14 protein-coding genes are annotated in these 17,905 nt (G+C 37.2%); 6 read left to right on the top strand and 8 right to left on the bottom strand.

Annotated elements, in window-relative coordinates:
- Window positions 1-39: 39 nt before the first annotated feature.
- From rsmG to rpmH, 8 genes are all read right to left on the bottom strand, one after another.
- Entirely contained in the window at window positions 40-678 is a 639-nt protein-coding gene (rsmG, locus tag RI844_RS13890; RefSeq protein ID WP_348395270.1) for a 16S rRNA (guanine(527)-N(7))-methyltransferase RsmG, read from the bottom strand.
- A 46-nt stretch (window positions 679-724) separates the two neighbouring features.
- Window positions 725-2,614, bottom strand: a complete 1,890-nt coding sequence (gene mnmG, locus RI844_RS13895; RefSeq protein WP_348395271.1) for a tRNA uridine-5-carboxymethylaminomethyl(34) synthesis enzyme MnmG — start codon at window positions 2,612-2,614, stop codon at window positions 725-727.
- A 400-nt stretch (window positions 2,615-3,014) separates the two neighbouring features.
- Window positions 3,015-3,458 (bottom strand): FMN-binding protein MioC, encoded by a 444-nt coding sequence (gene mioC / locus RI844_RS13900; RefSeq protein WP_348395272.1) that lies wholly within the window; start codon window positions 3,456-3,458, stop codon window positions 3,015-3,017.
- 251 nt (window positions 3,459-3,709) lie between these two features.
- Window positions 3,710-5,095: a tRNA uridine-5-carboxymethylaminomethyl(34) synthesis GTPase MnmE gene (gene mnmE, locus RI844_RS13905; RefSeq protein WP_348395273.1), complete on the bottom strand. Its 1,386-nt coding sequence runs from the start codon at window positions 5,093-5,095 to the stop codon at window positions 3,710-3,712.
- A gap of 306 nt (window positions 5,096-5,401) precedes the next feature.
- Complete coding sequence (gene yidC, locus RI844_RS13910; protein WP_348395274.1) at window positions 5,402-7,060, bottom strand: membrane protein insertase YidC; 1,659 nt, start codon at window positions 7,058-7,060, stop codon at window positions 5,402-5,404.
- A 6-nt stretch (window positions 7,061-7,066) separates the two neighbouring features.
- Window positions 7,067-7,315: a membrane protein insertion efficiency factor YidD gene (yidD, locus tag RI844_RS13915; protein ID WP_348395275.1), complete on the bottom strand. Its 249-nt coding sequence runs from the start codon at window positions 7,313-7,315 to the stop codon at window positions 7,067-7,069.
- On the bottom strand, window positions 7,282-7,605 hold the full coding sequence (rnpA, locus tag RI844_RS13920) for a ribonuclease P protein component (RefSeq protein ID WP_348395276.1): 324 nt from the start codon (window positions 7,603-7,605) through the stop codon (window positions 7,282-7,284). Before rnpA ends, yidD begins: the two co-directional genes overlap by 34 nt.
- Window positions 7,606-7,670: 65 nt before the next feature.
- Complete coding sequence (rpmH, locus tag RI844_RS13925) at window positions 7,671-7,805, bottom strand: 50S ribosomal protein L34 (protein WP_143582920.1); 135 nt, start codon at window positions 7,803-7,805, stop codon at window positions 7,671-7,673.
- 621 nt (window positions 7,806-8,426) lie between these two features.
- On the opposite strand from rpmH, the gene dnaA reads away from it, so the two are divergent.
- The 6 genes from dnaA (at window position 8,427) to glyS (ending at window position 17,743) form a co-directional block, all read left to right on the top strand.
- Window positions 8,427-9,800 (top strand): chromosomal replication initiator protein DnaA, encoded by a 1,374-nt coding sequence (gene dnaA / locus RI844_RS13930; protein WP_348395277.1) that lies wholly within the window; start codon window positions 8,427-8,429, stop codon window positions 9,798-9,800.
- A 14-nt stretch (window positions 9,801-9,814) separates the two neighbouring features.
- On the top strand, window positions 9,815-10,918 hold the full coding sequence (gene dnaN, locus RI844_RS13935; protein ID WP_348395278.1) for a DNA polymerase III subunit beta: 1,104 nt from the start codon (window positions 9,815-9,817) through the stop codon (window positions 10,916-10,918).
- A gap of 18 nt (window positions 10,919-10,936) precedes the next feature.
- Window positions 10,937-12,028 carry a DNA replication/repair protein RecF gene (recF, locus tag RI844_RS13940; RefSeq protein WP_348395279.1) on the top strand — a complete coding sequence of 364 codons (1,092 nt, stop codon included), beginning with the start codon at window positions 10,937-10,939 and terminating at the stop codon, window positions 12,026-12,028.
- Window position 12,029: 1 nt separating this feature from the next.
- A complete protein-coding gene (gene gyrB, locus RI844_RS13945) occupies window positions 12,030-14,468 on the top strand; it encodes a DNA topoisomerase (ATP-hydrolyzing) subunit B (protein WP_348395280.1) in 2,439 nt (812 codons plus the stop codon).
- Between the two features lie 287 nt (window positions 14,469-14,755).
- Window positions 14,756-15,676 carry a glycine--tRNA ligase subunit alpha gene (gene glyQ, locus RI844_RS13950; RefSeq protein WP_348395281.1) on the top strand — a complete coding sequence of 307 codons (921 nt, stop codon included), beginning with the start codon at window positions 14,756-14,758 and terminating at the stop codon, window positions 15,674-15,676.
- A complete protein-coding gene (glyS, locus tag RI844_RS13955; RefSeq protein ID WP_348395282.1) occupies window positions 15,677-17,743 on the top strand; it encodes a glycine--tRNA ligase subunit beta in 2,067 nt (688 codons plus the stop codon).
- The last annotated feature ends 162 nt before the right edge of the window (window positions 17,744-17,905 follow it).

A 17,905-nucleotide genomic window follows, 5' to 3' on the forward strand; every position in this document is an offset into this window, starting at 1 on the left:
TTTGCTAATTTAGCAAACAATTCACAGATTAGCTGTTAATTATTTAATTTTCTTTAATTCAATTAAATGTCGTTGCCCTTCAAGCTCTGGCACATTTAGTGTAAAACTTTCAACCAGCTCAAAGCCAGCAGGCATGGAATTTAATTCTTCAGTTGGATACAAGCCTTTTAACGCATAAAATCGACCACTTTCATCAACTAAATGCTGACACCAAGTGATCATATCCTCTAATGAGGCAAAAGCACGACTTAATACCCCGTCAAATGGTATATCCGGAATATATTTTTCCACTCGAGATTGTACAGGCGTTACATTTTCCAGCTTTAATTGATAAACAACTTGCTTTAAAAATGTCACTCGTTTGCCTAAACTGTCTAATAATACAAATTTTTTGTTTGGGTACAAAATAGCTAATGGAATTCCCGGCAAACCAGGGCCAGTTCCAACATCGATAAAACTATTACCATTTAGGTGAGGGCCATTTACTAACGAATCTAAAATATGCTTTACCAACATTTCGCTTGGTTCACGAACGGAAGTTAAATTGTAGGCTTTATTCCATTTATGCAGTAACTCAACATAACCAACAAGCTTATTAATTTGATCTGTACTTAAATTTAAATCTGTTTTGTTTACTAATGCGTTAAGTTCAGACGTAAGTTGGGCTGTTAAATCCATGGATGTGATTGACCGTTAGTTGTTTAATGATAAAAGGCAAATCGACTTAAGCCGATCTGCGTAAAAGTCCGTGTTTCTTCAAGTATACCAACAATAAAGAGATTGCCGCAGGTGTTATACCTGAAATACGCGAGGCTTTGCCTAATGTTTCCGGGCGAGAGTCTGTTAGCTTGGCCACAACTTCGTTTGATAATCCTGAAATTTTTGAAAAGTCAAAATCACCAGGGATCAGAGTATTTTCATGACGTTTCTTTTTATTGATCTCATCTAACTGACGATCAATATAACCTTGATACTTAGTTTGAATTTCAACTTGCTCAAATGCTTGTTTATCAGTAATCCCAGGGCCAAATTCACTAATAGACATTAATTCTTCATAACGAGTTTCAGGACGACGTAACAATTCTTCCAAGTTAGCTTCTTTGCTTAATGGATTTTTAAGCATAGGGTTTAATTTATCTACCGCTGGATGATCTTTTTGTACCCATAAAGCGCGTAAACGTTGACGTTCCTGCTCGACATTTTCCATTTTTTCACAAAAACGTGCCCAACGCGCATCACCAACTAAGCCTAGGTCACGACCTTGCTCTGTTAAGCGAATATCGGCATTGTCTTCGCGTAGTAATAAACGATATTCAGCACGTGAAGTAAACATACGGTAAGGTTCTTTGGTACCTAACGTAGATAAATCATCAATCAAAACGCCCATGTATGCCTGTTCACGACCAGGAGTCCAAGATTCTTTATCTTGACTGCGACGAGCTGCATTTAAGCCGGCAACTAAACCTTGTGCACCAGCTTCTTCATAACCAGTAGTTCCGTTAATTTGACCAGCAAAAAATAGATTTTCAATATGCTTGGTTTCTAAGGTTTGTTTTAAGTCGCGAGGATCAAAGAAATCATATTCGATTGCGTAACCCGGACGTGTAATATGTGCGTTTTCAAAGCCTCTAATTGAGCGAACTAATTCCATTTGCACATCAAACGGTAAACTTGTGGAAATACCATTTGGATAAATTTCATGGGTTGTTAAACCTTCAGGCTCAACAAAAATTTGATGCGAGTCTTTATCACTGAAACGCATAATTTTATCTTCAATTGATGGGCAATAGCGTGGGCCAATTCCTTCAATTACACCGGTATACATTGGTGAACGATCTAAGCCACTACGAATAATGTCATGCGTATTAGTATTAGTATGGGTAATGTAGCAAGGGATCTGCTGCGGGTGATGTTCAGTTTTTCCCATAAACGAGAATGTTGGCACTGGTGCATCGCCTGCTTGTTCTTGCATCACAGAAAAATCAAGACTGCGGGCATCTAAACGAGGTGGGGTTCCGGTTTTTAAACGATCGATCCTAAATGGCATATCTCGTAAACGATCAGCTAAATTAACTGATGCAGGATCGCCTGCGCGACCACCTTGATAACTGTTTAAGCCAATATGTATCTGACCTGCAAGGAAAGTACCTACGGTTAATACAACAGTTTTACCAGTAAACTTTAATCCCATTTGCGTAGAAACACCGGCTACACGATCACCATCCATGATCAAGTCATCACATGCTTGTTGGAATATTGTTAAATTTTCTTGGTTTTCCAAATAGTTACGTACATAAGACTTGTATAATAAACGATCCGCTTGTGCTCTTGTTGCACGAACAGCCGGCCCCTTTGAAGAGTTAAGTGTACGAAATTGGATCCCGGCATGATCAGTTGCTTCAGCCATTAAACCACCTAGCGCATCAATCTCTTTTACCAGGTGACCTTTACCGATTCCACCTATTGCTGGATTACACGACATGGCACCCAAAGTGTCAATATTATGAGTAAGCAATAATGTTTTGCAACCCATACGAGCTGCCGCTAAAGATGCTTCTGTGCCTGCGTGTCCGCCCCCAACAACAATTACGTCAAAGGATTCTTGATACAACATGCTTGAGCACCTCTAAAAATTTATGAATGAAAAATATAAGATGTGTATTCTACCGTTATTTTTAGCTGAGGGATACGATCAAAGTGTTAAAAAGATCTAAGGTTTGATCGTTAAATAATATATAAAGATCTATTATTAGATCTTATTACTATTACTATTAAGGATCCTTATTTCTGTTGATAAGTAGTATTTTCATATATACAACATATGTTTAGGTAAGATCGGATCCTGTGATCAAAGCTTGATCAACTACCGTATAAGCTTTGATCAAAACATCTATTTATCCACAAGCACTTTTACTTAAATTTAATGTACACTGAATAATAATAGAAAATTAATATGTTTTACCCAGAGTTATCCACATTTGTATTTTAATGTGATCTAATATGTGAATAACTCTTTATAACTGATCAATTATTGATCGTACCCAATTGGCAGAAGCTTCTTCTGGATCATCAATATCGATCATATCTATGGTAAATATATTAGCTAGCTGTTTTGCACTTTTATCTAACATTATGTTTTGTATGCTTTTTCCTGCAGAACAAAACGTGTCATAGCTGCTGTCGCCGACAGCGATCACGAAGAAAGGTAGATCGTTAAAGTCTTGATCGTCAGCTTTTAGATCGTGGATAAAATTTTCGATGTTTTCAGGGAAATCCCCTGCACCATGAGTTGAAGTACAAAACAGCCAAGTCTGATCTTTTTTATTTATTTCAGAATAATTGGGCTGAAAGTGTATTTTTGTGCTGTGACCATGCTCTTTTAGTACTTCTTCAGCTGCTTCTGCAACGTACTCTGTACCACCTAACATACTGCCAACTATGATTTGAAATGAGGACATTGATACTCCCTATTTGGATAAAATATTGTGATTTTATATAGCGGAAGTATATAGGAAAACAGAAACGAGAGGCGAGAAACTAGAAACGAAAATCGTGGATAAATTCCAGTTCATGCTTAGAATTGCAAGTATTGTGGTAGGAGTAATGATGAAAAAATATTTTAATAGAATATATTTAGCCTTCTGCAAATAGAAAAGCCTAACAATATCAATTGTCAGGCTCTTCGTTTCTAGCACTCTCGTATCTTTCTTTATTTACCTATACAAAACGAAGAAAATATCTGGCCTAACAGGTCATCAGAAGTAAACTCACCGGTGATTTCATTGAGTTCTTGTTGGCATATGCGTAATTCTTCGGCTAAAATTTCGCCAGCAACATATGACTCAAGTTGATCTAAGCCACTAATTAAATGTTGGTGAGCATTATTTAATGCGACTAAATGACGTCGACGTGCCATAAAACCACCTTCAATATTACCTTCATAACCCATACATTCTTTTAAGTGATCTTTTAATGTCGTAACACCAGATTCAGTTTTTGCCGACAAAGAAACCGTTGGCGTGCCGTGATCTATCGTTAAACCGGTTGCTATACCACTGACATCGGCTTTATTTTTAACTATAGTTACTCCCATATTCGCAGGTAGCTTTTCAAAAAACTCAGGCCAGAAGGCTTTTGGGTTGTCGCCTGTTTCTTTACATGAGTCGATCATTAATAAGACTCTATCGGCTTGTGCAATTTCTTTCCAGGCACGCTCAATGCCGATTTGTTCCACTTTATCTGGACTTTCTCGTAAACCAGCAGTATCAATAATATGTAATGGCATGCCATCAATATGGATCTGTTCGCTTAATACATCACGAGTAGTACCTTCAATGTCAGTAACTATGGCGGAATCTTTTCCACTTAAAGCATTCAGCAAGCTTGATTTACCTGCATTTGGACGCCCTGCAATCACCACACGCATACCTTCTCTGATAATGGCGCCTTGTTGAGCTTTAGCCATCACATCGTCAACCTGGGTGATTAACGATTTTAAATCGGTATTAATTTTAGTATCGGCAAGAAAATCAATTTCTTCTTCAGGAAAGTCGATAGCAGCTTCTACGTACATACGTAAATGGATCACATCATCTACTAATTGATGTACAAGCTTGGAAAAATCACCTTGTAGGGAGTGTAAGGCGCAGCGAGCAGCTTGTTCAGAGCTTGAATTGATTAAATCGGCGATCGCCTCGGCTTGGGTTAAGTCAAGCTTATCATTCATAAATGCTTGCTCTGAAAACTCTCCTGGACGGGCCATACGAACAGCTTTTAAGCTTAATATATGTTTTAGCAACATATCCAAAATAACCGGTCCACCATGGCCCTGTAATTCTAATATATCTTCGCCAGTGAACGAGTTAGGACCTTTAAAGTAAAGTGCGATGCCTTGATCTATAACTTGTTTATTTTGATCATAAAATGGTAAATATTCTGCTTTTCTGATTTCTGGTACTTTACCTAATAAATGCTCGGCAACCATTTTGGCTAGGGGTCCTGAAACACGAATTATGCCCACACCACCTCTACCTGGTGCTGTCGCTTGTGCAGCTATGGTTTCAGTGTTGTGGCTTAGAGAGCTTGTGTTTGGCATTGGTTAATTCGCTAATTCGTTTAAATTGGATAATTGGTTGTATTATAAACATAAAAGAAACGAGAGACTAGAAACGAGGGACGAAGAGCCGAAAATTAACAGATATTAAATATGTTATTAGATAAAATATACTGTCATTCCATCACTCGCACTAGCGAGGGGGAACCTTGTGGGTAAATTATTAACATATTTACTCTTTAATTCGTTTCAACATCCAGCTTCCAGACATGCTCTTCGTTTCTCGCCTCTTAAAAGTAAAAAGGGTAGCTAACCAGCTACCCTTGTTTATTCATTTTAGAAGTTATATTACTTCTTCGCTAACAGTGCTTTTTCTTCGGCTTTATCTATACCTCTGAAAATAATCAGCATTTGAACAATAGTAATTACGTTTGAAATAAACCAGTAAAGTACTAATCCTGATGGGAACCATAAGAAGAAGAAGGTGAAAAACACTGGCATCCACTGCATCATTTTTTGCTGCATAGGATCTTGGCTCATCGCTGGTTGTAATTTTTGCATTAACAACATCGATGCACCCATTAAAATAGGCAAGATAAAGTAAGGGTCTTTTGATGATAAATCAGTGATCCATAGTCCAAACTCTGCATGACGTAATTCAACACTTTCCATAAACACCCAGTAAAGTGCTAAGAAAATTGGCATTTGTAGAATTAGCGGTAAACAACCACCAGCAGGGTTTACTTTCTCTTTCTTATAAAGCTCCATCATAGCTTGTGACATTTTTTGTCTGTCATCGCCATGGCGTTCTTTTAATGCAGCCATTTTTGGTTGAATTTTACGCATTTTCGCCATTGACGTATATTGCGTTTTAGTAAGTGGGTACATTAATGTTTTCACTACAATAGTGATACAAATAATTGCTAAACCCCAGTTTACCACGATATCTTGAATGAAAATTAGTAACCAGAATAATGGTTGGCTGATCATCCAAAGGAAACCGTAATCAACTGTTAAGTCTAAACCTTCAGAGATTTTTTCTAACTTGTCTTGGTCTTTAGGGCCTACATAGAAAGTAGATGTGGCAGTTTCAGAACTACCTGGAGCAATATTAATTAATGGTTCTTTAAAACCGATAACAGCTTGACCATTGTTGTCTAAATAACGGCTATATAGTTGATTGTTTGTTTCATTACTTGGTACCCAGGCGGTAACAAAGTAATGCTGAAGCATAGCTACCCAGCCAGCTTTAGTTGATTCTTTTAAATTTGCGTCTTCAATATCACCAAAGTCATACTTTTCATAACGAGTTTCGCTCGTAGAGTATGCAGCACCTCGGTAGGTTGGCATCATCATATTAGAGTCTTCATCAACATTGGTTGATTGCTTTAACTGACCGTATAACTGAACAGAAGCTGCGGCTGACGAGTTGTTGATAATTTTATAATTAACAGCTACGTCATATTTACCTTTAGTTAAAGTAAAACTCTTTACATAGGTGATGTCATTTTCAGAAAATGTTAATTCAACAACTAAGCTGTCATTGCTTTCATTTAAAGCATAACTTTGCGCAGCAGTTGAGTAAATTGGACGACCTGCAGGATTAGCATCAGGACCTTGACTACCGATTAAGCCACTTTGAGCAACAAAGGTATAACCTTGAGTGGTTAATATTGGCATTGGGATGCCACTGCCTTGTTCAGTTTCAAAGGCTAATAAATTAGCTGCAATAATGTCGCCACCTTGTGTATTAACTTTAAGTTCTAATACATCTGAAGTAATGGTAATTATGCCACCTTTAGTTTCAGCTTGCGGTACTGACGTTTGTTCGCCAGTTGCAGCAGGAATAAACTCGCCAGATTCAGCTGAGTTACTAGAAGGTACAGAAGTAGTTTCACTAACTTCTACCGGTGTTTGAATAGGGGCATTATCCATTTGCCATTGGTTGAATAGTAAATAACTAACAACTAACAATGCTACAAATAGCAAACCGCGTTGTGATTCCATAATGTGCTAATTCTCTTGTTTTGATTTTGGTACGGGATCTTCTCCACCCGCATGCAGTGGGTGACATCTTAATATACGTTTGCCTGCTAACCAACCACCTTTTAACACGCCAAAGCGATTAATTGCTTCAATAGCATAAGTAGAGCAGGTTGGATCGAATCGACAATTATTGCCTAAGAGCGGGCTAAGCCAACGTTTATAAGCAATTATGGGAGCAATAATTAACTTTTGTGCCGTTGAATTATTTTTCGCCATATTTTTTCCAGTTGTTGATTTATCGCATCGTTATCGAGTTTATCAATGCCAGACTTTACCATAACAACCAGATCGACTGCAGGTAATTTATGTTGATTTAATCGAAAACTTTCTCTGGTAAGTCGTTTTACACGATTTCTTTGCACAGCTAATTTAACTCGCTTCTTGGCAATAGCCATGCCTAAGCGATTATTATTGTCTGAATTTGAAGTAATTAAGATGGTGAAATGGTTAGAACCATAACGAGTGGGGTTGTCGAAGACTTGTTTAAAATGACCGGGAGTCAACAAACGTGACTCCCGATTAAATTCGTAGTTACCCATATGGGTTACTTATCCTTATTTTACAATAAGAATTAAGCGGTAAGCTTAGCACGACCTTTTGCACGACGACGTGCAATTACTGCACGACCGTTTTTAGTTGCCATGCGAGCACGGAAACCGTGGTTACGTTTACGCTTTAAGTTACTAGGTTGAAATGTTCTTTTCATTACGCTAATCCGTCTGTTTTGTTTGCTTTGCGAAAACAAACGTTTTCGAGCAGGGTGATAAAATTTGAGGCCGAATTCTAAGTTTAATTGCAACTAAAGTCAACGATAATTATAAATTAATAATAGAAAAGATCCTTTTCGCATTAATAGGGATCTTTTTGATCACAAATTACGATCGTTAATTATGATCTTTATCCTCTATGGCCAGTGTTTTTATGGTTAAAACAATAATGTCCACAGTTTTATAACAATAGAAAGTTTTAGCTTTAATAACTTTATATTTGGCAAGGAGTATTATAGTTTATTATATCGCTTAATTAATAGTAGTGATTACAATTTAATCTATTTATTATAACGTTTAATATCAACAAGTTATCTTTAATATCTATTTTTAGTAAAAGTTTTTTTTCATTTAATGCTTTTGCCGTATTGCACTTGTGGATAAGTAGGGAGATAATGACTTTAATCTAACAATTATTATTATAACTTAGATCGTTTCGACCATTATTTATTTAGCACTCAATTAGTCATTAAATTTATTGTTTTTCAATATTTTTATATAACTGATTCTTTTCTAGTTAGTGCCATCAGAGTTAAGCGATTTATTACAGGAGTTTTTGAGTGGAACATTCACTCTGGAAAAGTTGCTTATCTGTTCTTGAAGAAGAACTACCTGCCCAGCAATTTAGTATGTGGATAAGACCACTACAATGTGTTGTTGACAGCAACAGCATGACTTTATATGCACCAAACCGATTTGTCCTTGATTGGGTTCGTGAAAAGTACATGACCCGAATTACTCAGTTGGTTGCTATAGAAGAATCAAACCCACCAGAATTACGGTTCGATGTTGGTAATAAACCCGCCCAAGTTCAAAGTGTTGCTGCCGAGGTTGCCAATAAATTTGCAGCCAGCCACAACCAAAATTACGCACAAGCAAGTGCTAGTGCCGAAGTTGTTCCAAATATTCCTAAAACTACCAATGTAAGAGATAAGTATACTTTCGATAATTTCGTAGAAGGTAAATCTAATCAGCTGGCCCGTGCCGCAGCTTCACAAGTTGCCGATAATCCTGGTCAAGCATATAACCCGTTGTTTATTTATGGCGGCACTGGTTTAGGAAAAACCCACTTATTACATGCTGTTGGTAACGGAATTCTGTTAAAAAATCCAAAAGCCAAAATTGCTTACATGCATTCTGAACGTTTTGTACAAGATATGGTTAAAGCATTGCAAAACAATGAAATTGAAAAATTTAAGCAATACTATCGCGGTGTCGATGCCTTACTAATTGATGATATTCAATTTTTTGCTAATAAAGAACGAACGCAAGAAGAGTTTTTCCATACCTTTAATGCCTTATTAGAAGGTAATCAGCAAATAATATTAACTAGTGATAGATATCCAAAAGAAATCACTGGTGTTGAAGATAGATTAAAATCCCGTTTTGGTTGGGGCTTAACTTTAGCAATTGAACCGCCAGAGCTTGAAACAAGGGTGGCAATATTAAAACGCAAAGCGCAAGAGAGTAATACTAATTTGGCAGATGAAGTTGCATTCTTCATAGCCAAACGTTTACGTTCTAATGTTCGCGAATTGGAAGGAGCATTAAATAGAGTTATCGCTAATGCTAATTTTACCGGCCGCCCAATTACTATTGATTTTGTTCGTGAAGCATTACGTGATTTACTAGCCTTACAAGATAAACTTGTGACGATAGACAATATACAAAGGACTGTTGCTGAGTATTACAAAATTAAAGTTGCAGATATTTTATCAAAACGTCGCAATCGATCCGTTGCCAGACCAAGACAAATTGCAATGGCATTAGCAAAAGAATTAACTAATCACAGTTTACCTGAGATTGGTGATGCGTTTGGTGGTCGTGATCACACTACGGTCCTACACGCATGTCGTAAAGTTAAATCTTTACGTGAAGAAACACATGATATAAAAGAAGATTACTCAAATCTAATAAGAACACTATCATCGTAACAGGATATTAAAGAATGAAATTTTCATTATCTAGGGATTTACTTTTAAAACCACTTTTATTGGTTTCTGGTGCAGTTGAGCGTAAAAGCACTTTACCTATTTTAGGTAATATACTACTAGAAGTTAGTGGGCAGTCACTTACTATGATAGCCACTGATTTAGAGCTTGAAATGGTTTCTTCTACTGAAATTAACAATGAAGGCCCAGATGGGAAAGTTACAGTTCCAGCGCGTAAATTGTTGGATATATGTAAAAGCCTGCCTGATGATGCTCAAATCCAATTTGAACTTTCCGGTGAATCAATCAGTATTGTTTCCGGCCGCAGTCGTTACTCTCTTGCTACTCTTCCTGCTAATGATTTTCCTAATATTGAGCAATGGCAGGGGGATGTTGAATTTAGTTTGCAAAAGTCCCAATTGCTACGACTAATTGAAAGTACTCATTTTTCTATGGCGAATCAAGATGTACGTTATTATTTAAATGGTATGTCGATTGAAACAGAAAATAATGAAATACGTTCTGTTGCTACCGATGGTCATCGTTTGGCTATTTGTAAAATAGTTAATGACAGCTTAACTTTACCAGCGCGTCAAGTTATTGTGCCTCGTAAAGGCATTCTTGAAATTATCAGATTGCTTGACCCTATTGATGAAAATGTACAAGTTTATTTAGGGCCAAATCATATTCGCATCATAGATAATGACTTTTCATTTACCAGTAAACTTGTTGATGGCCGCTTTCCTGATTATCGTAGAGTACTACCAAGAAATGGTGATAAAGTACTGACTACAAATAAAGAAAAATTAAAACAAGTGTTATCACGAGCTTCTATTTTATCTAATGAAAAATTTAAAGGTGTAAGATTAAACTTTGCTCCTAATGAATTAAAAATCACTGCAAATAATCCTGAGCAAGAACAAGCTGAAGAATACCTTGAAATTGACTTTCCGTTTGATAGTTTAGAAATAGGCTTTAACGTAAGTTACATCCTTGATGTTCTAAATGCTATTAAAGAAGATGGGGTTAAGTTTACTTTGTCTGATGCAAACTCTAGTGTAGTACTTGAAGGTGAAGAAACCGGCGAAGCCCTTTATGTGATTATGCCTATGCGACTTTAGTTGTTGATTTAACCGTTAATGAGTATTAGCAGTTTAACAACCAGTCAATTTCGAAATTTAAGTTACATCAGTGTTAATTTTCATTCTAAATTAAATTTAATCACCGGAGATAATGGCAGTGGCAAAAGCAGTTTACTAGAAAGTTTATTTTTCTTGGGGCATGGGAAATCTTTTCGTACCACAAAAATTGAAAATTTAATTAATAATGTAAGTGACCATTTTGTTGTTAGTGTTAAAGATGACAGAAATTATCAACTAGGTGTACGACGAGACAATAGCGGTAATTTTGACATAAAAATTAATGGCGATTCTAAATTTAGATTATCAGATTTAGCCAAGAATATTGCCGTTCAAGTTATTACACCAGAGACGTTCAGATTATTTTTTGGTGGTCCTAAAGAGCGACGCAAATTTGTAGATTTAGGATTGTTTCACGTGGAACATCAGTATTCTGATCTTTGGCGTGATTTTAGAAAGGTTCTATTACAACGTAATGCTTGTCTAAAAACTAGAATTACGGGTCAGCAATTTGACTATTGGAATGAATTATTTTGTCAATATTCTCAGCATATTGCCGATGTTAGGGTTGCCTACATAGAACAACTTTCTGGCGAATTAAACAGATGGTTGAAGATTTTATTACCGACACTATCTGAAGATATTGTTTTACATTACTCGCAAGGTTGGAGTAGTAAGCGTAAGTTGATAGACGTTTTGAATGAAAATTCACAGCGAGAAAAAAAATATGGGCATAGCTTATTTGGGGCTCATAAATTCGATGTTAAATTTAATTATAAAAAATCAAACATTGAACAAGTTTTATCTCGGGGTCAACAAAAATTATTTTTGATGGCTCTGACAATAGCGCAGGCTAATTTAATTTTTAACTGCCAACAAATAGCACCAATAATTCTTATAGATGATATTGGCGCTGAGTTAGATACCAGTTCCAGAACTGCTCTAGCTCGAGCAATTGAGCAATTAAATTGTCAGTTGTTCATTACGGCAATAGACACAAATGCACTGGAACCAATAATTCCAGAACAACAAAATTATAAAATGTTTCACGTGGAACATGGCGTGATATCAGAACTAAAGCAAGGCGATTAAAATGAGTGTAGAAAATGAATACGGCTCGTCCAGTATCAAAGTCTTAAAAGGCTTAGATGCAGTACGTAAAAGACCAGGTATGTATATCGGTGATACCGATGATGGTACTGGTTTACACCACATGGTTTTCGAGGTTCTTGATAACTCAATTGATGAAGCATTAGCTGGTCATTGTCAGGACATTACTGTAACTATTCATGGTGATAACTCGGTATCTGTTAAAGATGATGGTCGTGGTATCCCAACTGATATTCACCCAGAAGAGGGAGTATCTGCTGCCGAAGTAATCATGACAGTACTTCATGCTGGTGGTAAATTTGGTGGTGAAGATTCTGGTTATAAAGTTTCTGGTGGTTTGCACGGTGTAGGTATTTCAGTAGTAAATGCGTTAAGTTCTAAACTGGAATTAACTATCCGCAGGGCTGGTAAGGTTCATGAACAAGCATATAGTATGGGTGATGCCGTAGCACCATTGAAAGAGATCGGTACAACAGAAAAAACAGGTACTCAGGTACGCTTCTGGCCAAGTGATGAAACATTCTCTGATACTATTTTTCATTACGATATATTAGCGAAGCGTATTCGCGAATTGTCTTTCTTAAACTCCGGTGTATCAATTCGTCTTAAAGATGAGCGTGATGGGCGTGAAGATCACTTCTATTATGAAGGTGGTATTCAAGCATTCGTTGATTATTTAAATACCAATAAAACACCTGTAAATGATCAAATATTTTATTTTGATCTTACCCGTGATGACGGCATTGTGGTTGAAATAGCAATGCAGTGGAATGATGGCTTCCAAGAAAATATCCACTGTTTTACTAATAATATTCCACAGCGTGATGGTGGTACTCATTTAAGTGGTTTTAGAACAGCATTAACTCGTACCTTAAATAGTTATATGACGAAAGAAGGTTTAAACAAAAAAGCTAAAGGCGGCGGTGAAACCAGCGCAAGTGGCGATGATGCTCGTGAAGGCTTAACGGCAGTAATATCAGTTAAAGTGCCAGACCCTAAGTTTTCTTCACAAACTAAAGATAAATTGGTTTCTTCAGAAGTTAAAACTGCTGTTGAACAAGCTATGGGTGAAAAGTTAGGTGAATACTTACTTGAAAATCCAACTATAGCAAAAACCATTATCATGAAAATTATCGATGCCGCACGTGCTCGTGAAGCGGCGCGTAAAGCTCGTGAAATGACTCGCCGTAAAGGCGTATTAGATATAGCAGGTTTACCGGGCAAACTTGCCGATTGTCAGGAAAAAGATCCTGCACTTTCTGAACTATATATTGTGGAAGGGGACTCTGCTGGCGGATCAGCCAAGCAGGGGCGTAACCGTAAAAACCAAGCAATTCTTCCGCTTAAAGGTAAAATACTAAACGTCGAAAAAGCTCGTTTTGATAAAATGATATCTTCACAAGAAGTGGGGACGTTAATCACTGCTTTAGGTTGTGGTATTGGCCGTGATGAATATAACCCAGATAAAATGCGTTATCATTCGATCGTTATCATGACCGATGCCGATGTAGATGGCTCACACATCCGTACATTATTATTAACCTTCTTCTACCGTCAAATGCCAGAAGTAATTGAACGTGGCTATATTTATATTGCTCAACCACCATTATATAAAGTGAAAAAAGGTAAGCAGGAAAGATACCTAAAAGATGATGAACAAAAGGAAGAGTACTTCACATCGCTTGCATTAGATAATTCATCTATACACGTAAATGAAGGTGCTCCTGCTGTATCAGGATTAGCGTTAGAAGGTTTATTTAATCAATATCGCGATACAATGAAAATTATTCAACGTGTTTCCCGACAAATACCGGAATCATTATTGAATCAATTAGTTTACGCTCCAGTAATTGGCAATGGCGACTTTGCAGATAAAGCTAAAGTTGAAGCGTGGACGAAGACTTTCGTAGAATTGCTAGAAGAACAAGGCGACAACGGTTCATTATACTCAGCAACGGTAGAGCATGACAGTGAACGAAACATCTACTTTCCGTCTGTTACAATCCGTATGCACGGCATAGACAACGTGCACAACTTTAGTTATGAACTCATTCATTCTTCAGAATTTAAAGCTATTATGGCGCTTAACGAAGCCATTAATGGTCTCATGGAAGAAGGTGCATACGTTAAACGTGGCGAGAAAGTTAAACCGGTTAAGTCGTTTGTAGAAGCTCGTACATGGTTAATGAAAGAAGCTGAACGTGGTCAATATATCCAACGTTATAAAGGTTTGGGTGAAATGAACCCTGAGCAGCTTTGGGAAACTACAATGGATCCTGAAACTCGCCGCATGTTACAAGTAACTATTGAAGATGCAGTAGGTGCTGATCAATTGTTTACTACTTTAATGGGTGATCACGTTGAACCGCGTCGTAAGTTTATTGATGATAACGCGCTGAACGTTGAAAACTTGGATGTGTAGTTAAATACCTATAACGTTATCATTTTCAAAACCCAGCTAACTAGCTGGGTTTTTGTTTTTAAGAGTTATAGTTTTAGAAACGAGAAACCCGAGTAAGTGAACACATTTATAAGTGTATATAAAAAGTAAATGTTCCGTCGCTTTCAAGTTATTGCTACAAGATAAAGAAGAGTGGCTCTTCGTTTCTCGTATATCGACTCTAGTTTCTGATATTTTTCACTAGGCGAAGAAGTAAACAACCGTTATAATTAGCGCAATTTTTTCACCTAACAAACAATACGGTATTCATGAGTACATTTGATATCAAAACATTTCAGGGATTAATACTTAAATTACAACAGTATTGGTCAGAGCAGGGTTGTGTAATTGTACAACCATTAGACTTAGAAGTGGGTGCTGGTACATTTCACCCAATGACATTCTTACGTTCAATTGGCCCAGAGCCAATGAGCAGTGCTTACGTACAACCTTGTCGTCGTCCTACCGATGGCCGTTATGGTGAAAATCCAAATCGTTTACAACACTATTACCAATTTCAGGTAGTGCTAAAGCCATCACCTAAAAATATTCAGGAGTTATATCTTAACTCATTAAAAGAAATAGGCATTGATACATTAGTTCACGATGTTCGATTTGTTGAAGATAATTGGGAGTCACCTACGTTAGGTGCTTGGGGATTAGGCTGGGAAATCTGGCTTAATGGTATGGAAATTACTCAGTTCACTTACTTTCAACAAGTAGGTGGCTTAGAGTGTGCTCCGGTTACTGGTGAGATCACATACGGCTTAGAACGTTTAGCCATGTACATTCAAAATGTTGATAGCATATATGACTTAGTTTGGGCTGACGGTCCATTAGGTAAAGTATATTACCGCGACGTATTTCATCAAAATGAAGTTGAGCAATCTAAATATAACTTTGAGCATGCCAATGTTGATGCGTTATTTAATCAATTTGATGTTTGTGAAGCCGAAAGTGCAAAATTAATAGAACTAGGCTTGCCATTACCAGCTTACGAGCAAGTGATGAAAGCATCACACGCATTTAATTTATTAGATGCCCGCCATGCAATTTCTGTTACCGAAAGACAGCGCTATATATTAAGAGTACGTACCTTAGCAAAAGCATGTGCACAAGCTTACTACGCAGCTCGTGAAGAATTAGGTTTTCCAATGTGTCGTGATAATAAAGACCAGGAGGGTAAGTAAATGAGCACTAATACTCTTCTTATTGAATTAGGTACCGAAGAACTACCACCAATGGCGCTCAAAAAACTGGCGACAGCATTTTTTGATTCAATCACTGAACAATTATCATCAGCATCATTAAATTATAGTGAAGCAAAATGGTTTGCTACTCCACGCCGCCTAGCGGTAATGGTAAAAGAGTTAGAACAACAGCAAGCTGATAAAGTTGTTGAAAAACGTGGTCCGGCTATAAATGTTGCTTTTGATGCTGAAGGAAATGCCACCAAAGCAGCTCAAGGTTGGGCTCGTTCAAATGGTATTACTGTAGAACAAGCCGAGCGTTTAGCTACAGATAAAGGCGAATGGTTACTGCATAAAGCAACACAAAAGGGTCAGTCAATAAATGACTTAATTGAAGTTATAGTAAATACAGCTGTAGGCAAACTTCCAATCCCTAAACCAATGCGTTGGGGCAGTAGCCGAATTCAGTTTATTCGTCCTATACATACTTTAACTATGATGTATGGCGAAGAAGTTATTGCTGGTGAAGTGTTAGGAATTCAATCTAGTAATCAATTGCAAGGCCATCGTTTTCATTTTGATGGCAATATTGAATTGCCAAATGCTGATGTATATGAAGCTACGCTTGAACAAGCATATGTAATAGCAGACTACGAAGTTCGTCGTAATAAGATCATTGCTGAGGTAAATGCGGCAGCTAATACACTAAATGCAACTGCATTACTGGATGATGAATTGGTTGATGAAGTAACATCAATTAATGAATGGCCATCAGTGCTAGTTGGCAGCTTTGATGAAGACTTTTTGCAAGTGCCAGCGGAACCATTAATCTATTCGATGAAAGATCATCAAAAATACTTCCCTGCAGTAGGGGCTAATGGTGAACTATTAGCTAAGTTTATTTTTGTCACTAACATTGAATCGAAACAACCAGAAGAAGTTGTTCGTGGTAATGAAAAAGTTATCCGTCCACGTTTGGCTGATGCTGAGTTTTTCTTTACAACGGATAAAAAACAAAGTTTAGAAGATCGTCTAGTTAGCCTTGAAAATGTATTGTTTCAAAAGCAGTTGGGTACATTAAAAGATAAATCAGAGCGTATTGCCGATTTAAGTAAACACATTGCTGGTTCATTAAAGGAAAATACTGAAAATGCCTATCGCGCCGGCTTATTAAGTAAAACCGATTTAATGACAGATATGGTTCTTGAGTTCCCACAAGTACAAGGAACTATGGGCAAGTATTACGCACAAAATGATGGTGAAGTTGAAGCTGTTGCCCAGGCACTAGAAGATCAATATCGCCCACGTTTTGCTGGTGACAAGTTACCGGAAGGCGTTATTGGCGCAAGCGTTGCTATCGCAGATAAAGTTGATACATTGGTAGGAATTTTTGGTATTAACCAAGCACCTAAAGGTGATAAAGACCCATTTGCATTACGTCGAGCGGCAATTGGTTTAATTCGAATTATTATCGAGAAGAAACTGCCTCTTGATATCGCTGAGTTACTGACAGTAAGTATTGCATCATATGGTGATAAGCTTTCTAATACGAATACTGCTGCAGACGTTATAGAATTCATCATGGGTCGTTTCCGTGCCTATTATCAAGAGCAGGGTATCACTGTTGATGTGATTCAAGCTGTCTTGGCAAATAAGCCTACTGCACCATTGGATTTTGACCAACGTGTTAAAGCCGTAAGTTTCTTCCAGACGTTAGATGAAGCGCAAGCATTAGCTGCAGCAAATAAACGAGTTGGTAATATTTTGGCTAAATTTGAAGGTCAACTATATAGCGAATTTAATCTTGAACTTGCAACTGAGCCTGCAGAATTAGCACTAGCAGAAGTATACAGTAATTTAAGTACTGAACTTACACCATTATTTGCTAATAAAGAATATCAACTAGCTCTAACAAAGTTAGCAAGCTTAAGAGCACCAGTTGATGAATTTTTTGATAATGTAATGGTTATGGCTGATGATGAAGCTGTTAAGACCAACCGTTTAACTTTGCTCAGTCAATTAAGAGAAAGTTTTTTTAATGTAGCCGATATCTCGTTGTTACAATAATTGCTAGGTAATTATTGTGTCGTCCTGAAATAGGGTTACACATTCAGGACTGGACATATATTAGAACAAAAAAAGACGCCAATTGGCGTCTTTTTTATTATGAGAGACGAGAACCGAAGAGCCATTGTTTGTAGGCACGTTTTGAATTTGGGAGGTCCCGTG

Origin of the sequence: Thalassotalea fonticola (genome assembly GCF_032911225.1) — a bacterium.
GTDB lineage: Bacteria > Pseudomonadota > Gammaproteobacteria > Enterobacterales > Alteromonadaceae > Thalassotalea_A > Thalassotalea_A fonticola.

What these genes read in the sequence shown, in the direction of transcription:
- rsmG (WP_348395270.1), bottom strand. Translation starts at nt 678, where the DNA reads ATGGATTTAACAGCCCAACTTACGTCTGAACTTAACGCATTAGTAAAC.
- mnmG (WP_348395271.1), bottom strand. Translation starts at nt 2,614, where the DNA reads ATGTTGTATCAAGAATCCTTTGACGTAATTGTTGTTGGGGGCGGACAC.
- mioC (WP_348395272.1), bottom strand. Translation starts at nt 3,458, where the DNA reads ATGTCCTCATTTCAAATCATAGTTGGCAGTATGTTAGGTGGTACAGAG.
- mnmE (WP_348395273.1), bottom strand. Translation starts at nt 5,095, where the DNA reads ATGCCAAACACAAGCTCTCTAAGCCACAACACTGAAACCATAGCTGCA.
- yidC (WP_348395274.1), bottom strand. Translation starts at nt 7,060, where the DNA reads ATGGAATCACAACGCGGTTTGCTATTTGTAGCATTGTTAGTTGTTAGT.
- yidD (WP_348395275.1), bottom strand. Translation starts at nt 7,315, where the DNA reads ATGGCGAAAAATAATTCAACGGCACAAAAGTTAATTATTGCTCCCATA.
- rpmH (WP_143582920.1), bottom strand. Translation starts at nt 7,805, where the DNA reads ATGAAAAGAACATTTCAACCTAGTAACTTAAAGCGTAAACGTAACCAC.
- dnaN (WP_348395278.1), top strand. Translation starts at nt 9,815, where the DNA reads ATGAAATTTTCATTATCTAGGGATTTACTTTTAAAACCACTTTTATTG.
- recF (WP_348395279.1), top strand. Translation starts at nt 10,937, where the DNA reads ATGAGTATTAGCAGTTTAACAACCAGTCAATTTCGAAATTTAAGTTAC.
- gyrB (WP_348395280.1), top strand. Translation starts at nt 12,030, where the DNA reads ATGAGTGTAGAAAATGAATACGGCTCGTCCAGTATCAAAGTCTTAAAA.
- glyQ (WP_348395281.1), top strand. Translation starts at nt 14,756, where the DNA reads ATGAGTACATTTGATATCAAAACATTTCAGGGATTAATACTTAAATTA.
- glyS (WP_348395282.1), top strand. Translation starts at nt 15,677, where the DNA reads ATGAGCACTAATACTCTTCTTATTGAATTAGGTACCGAAGAACTACCA.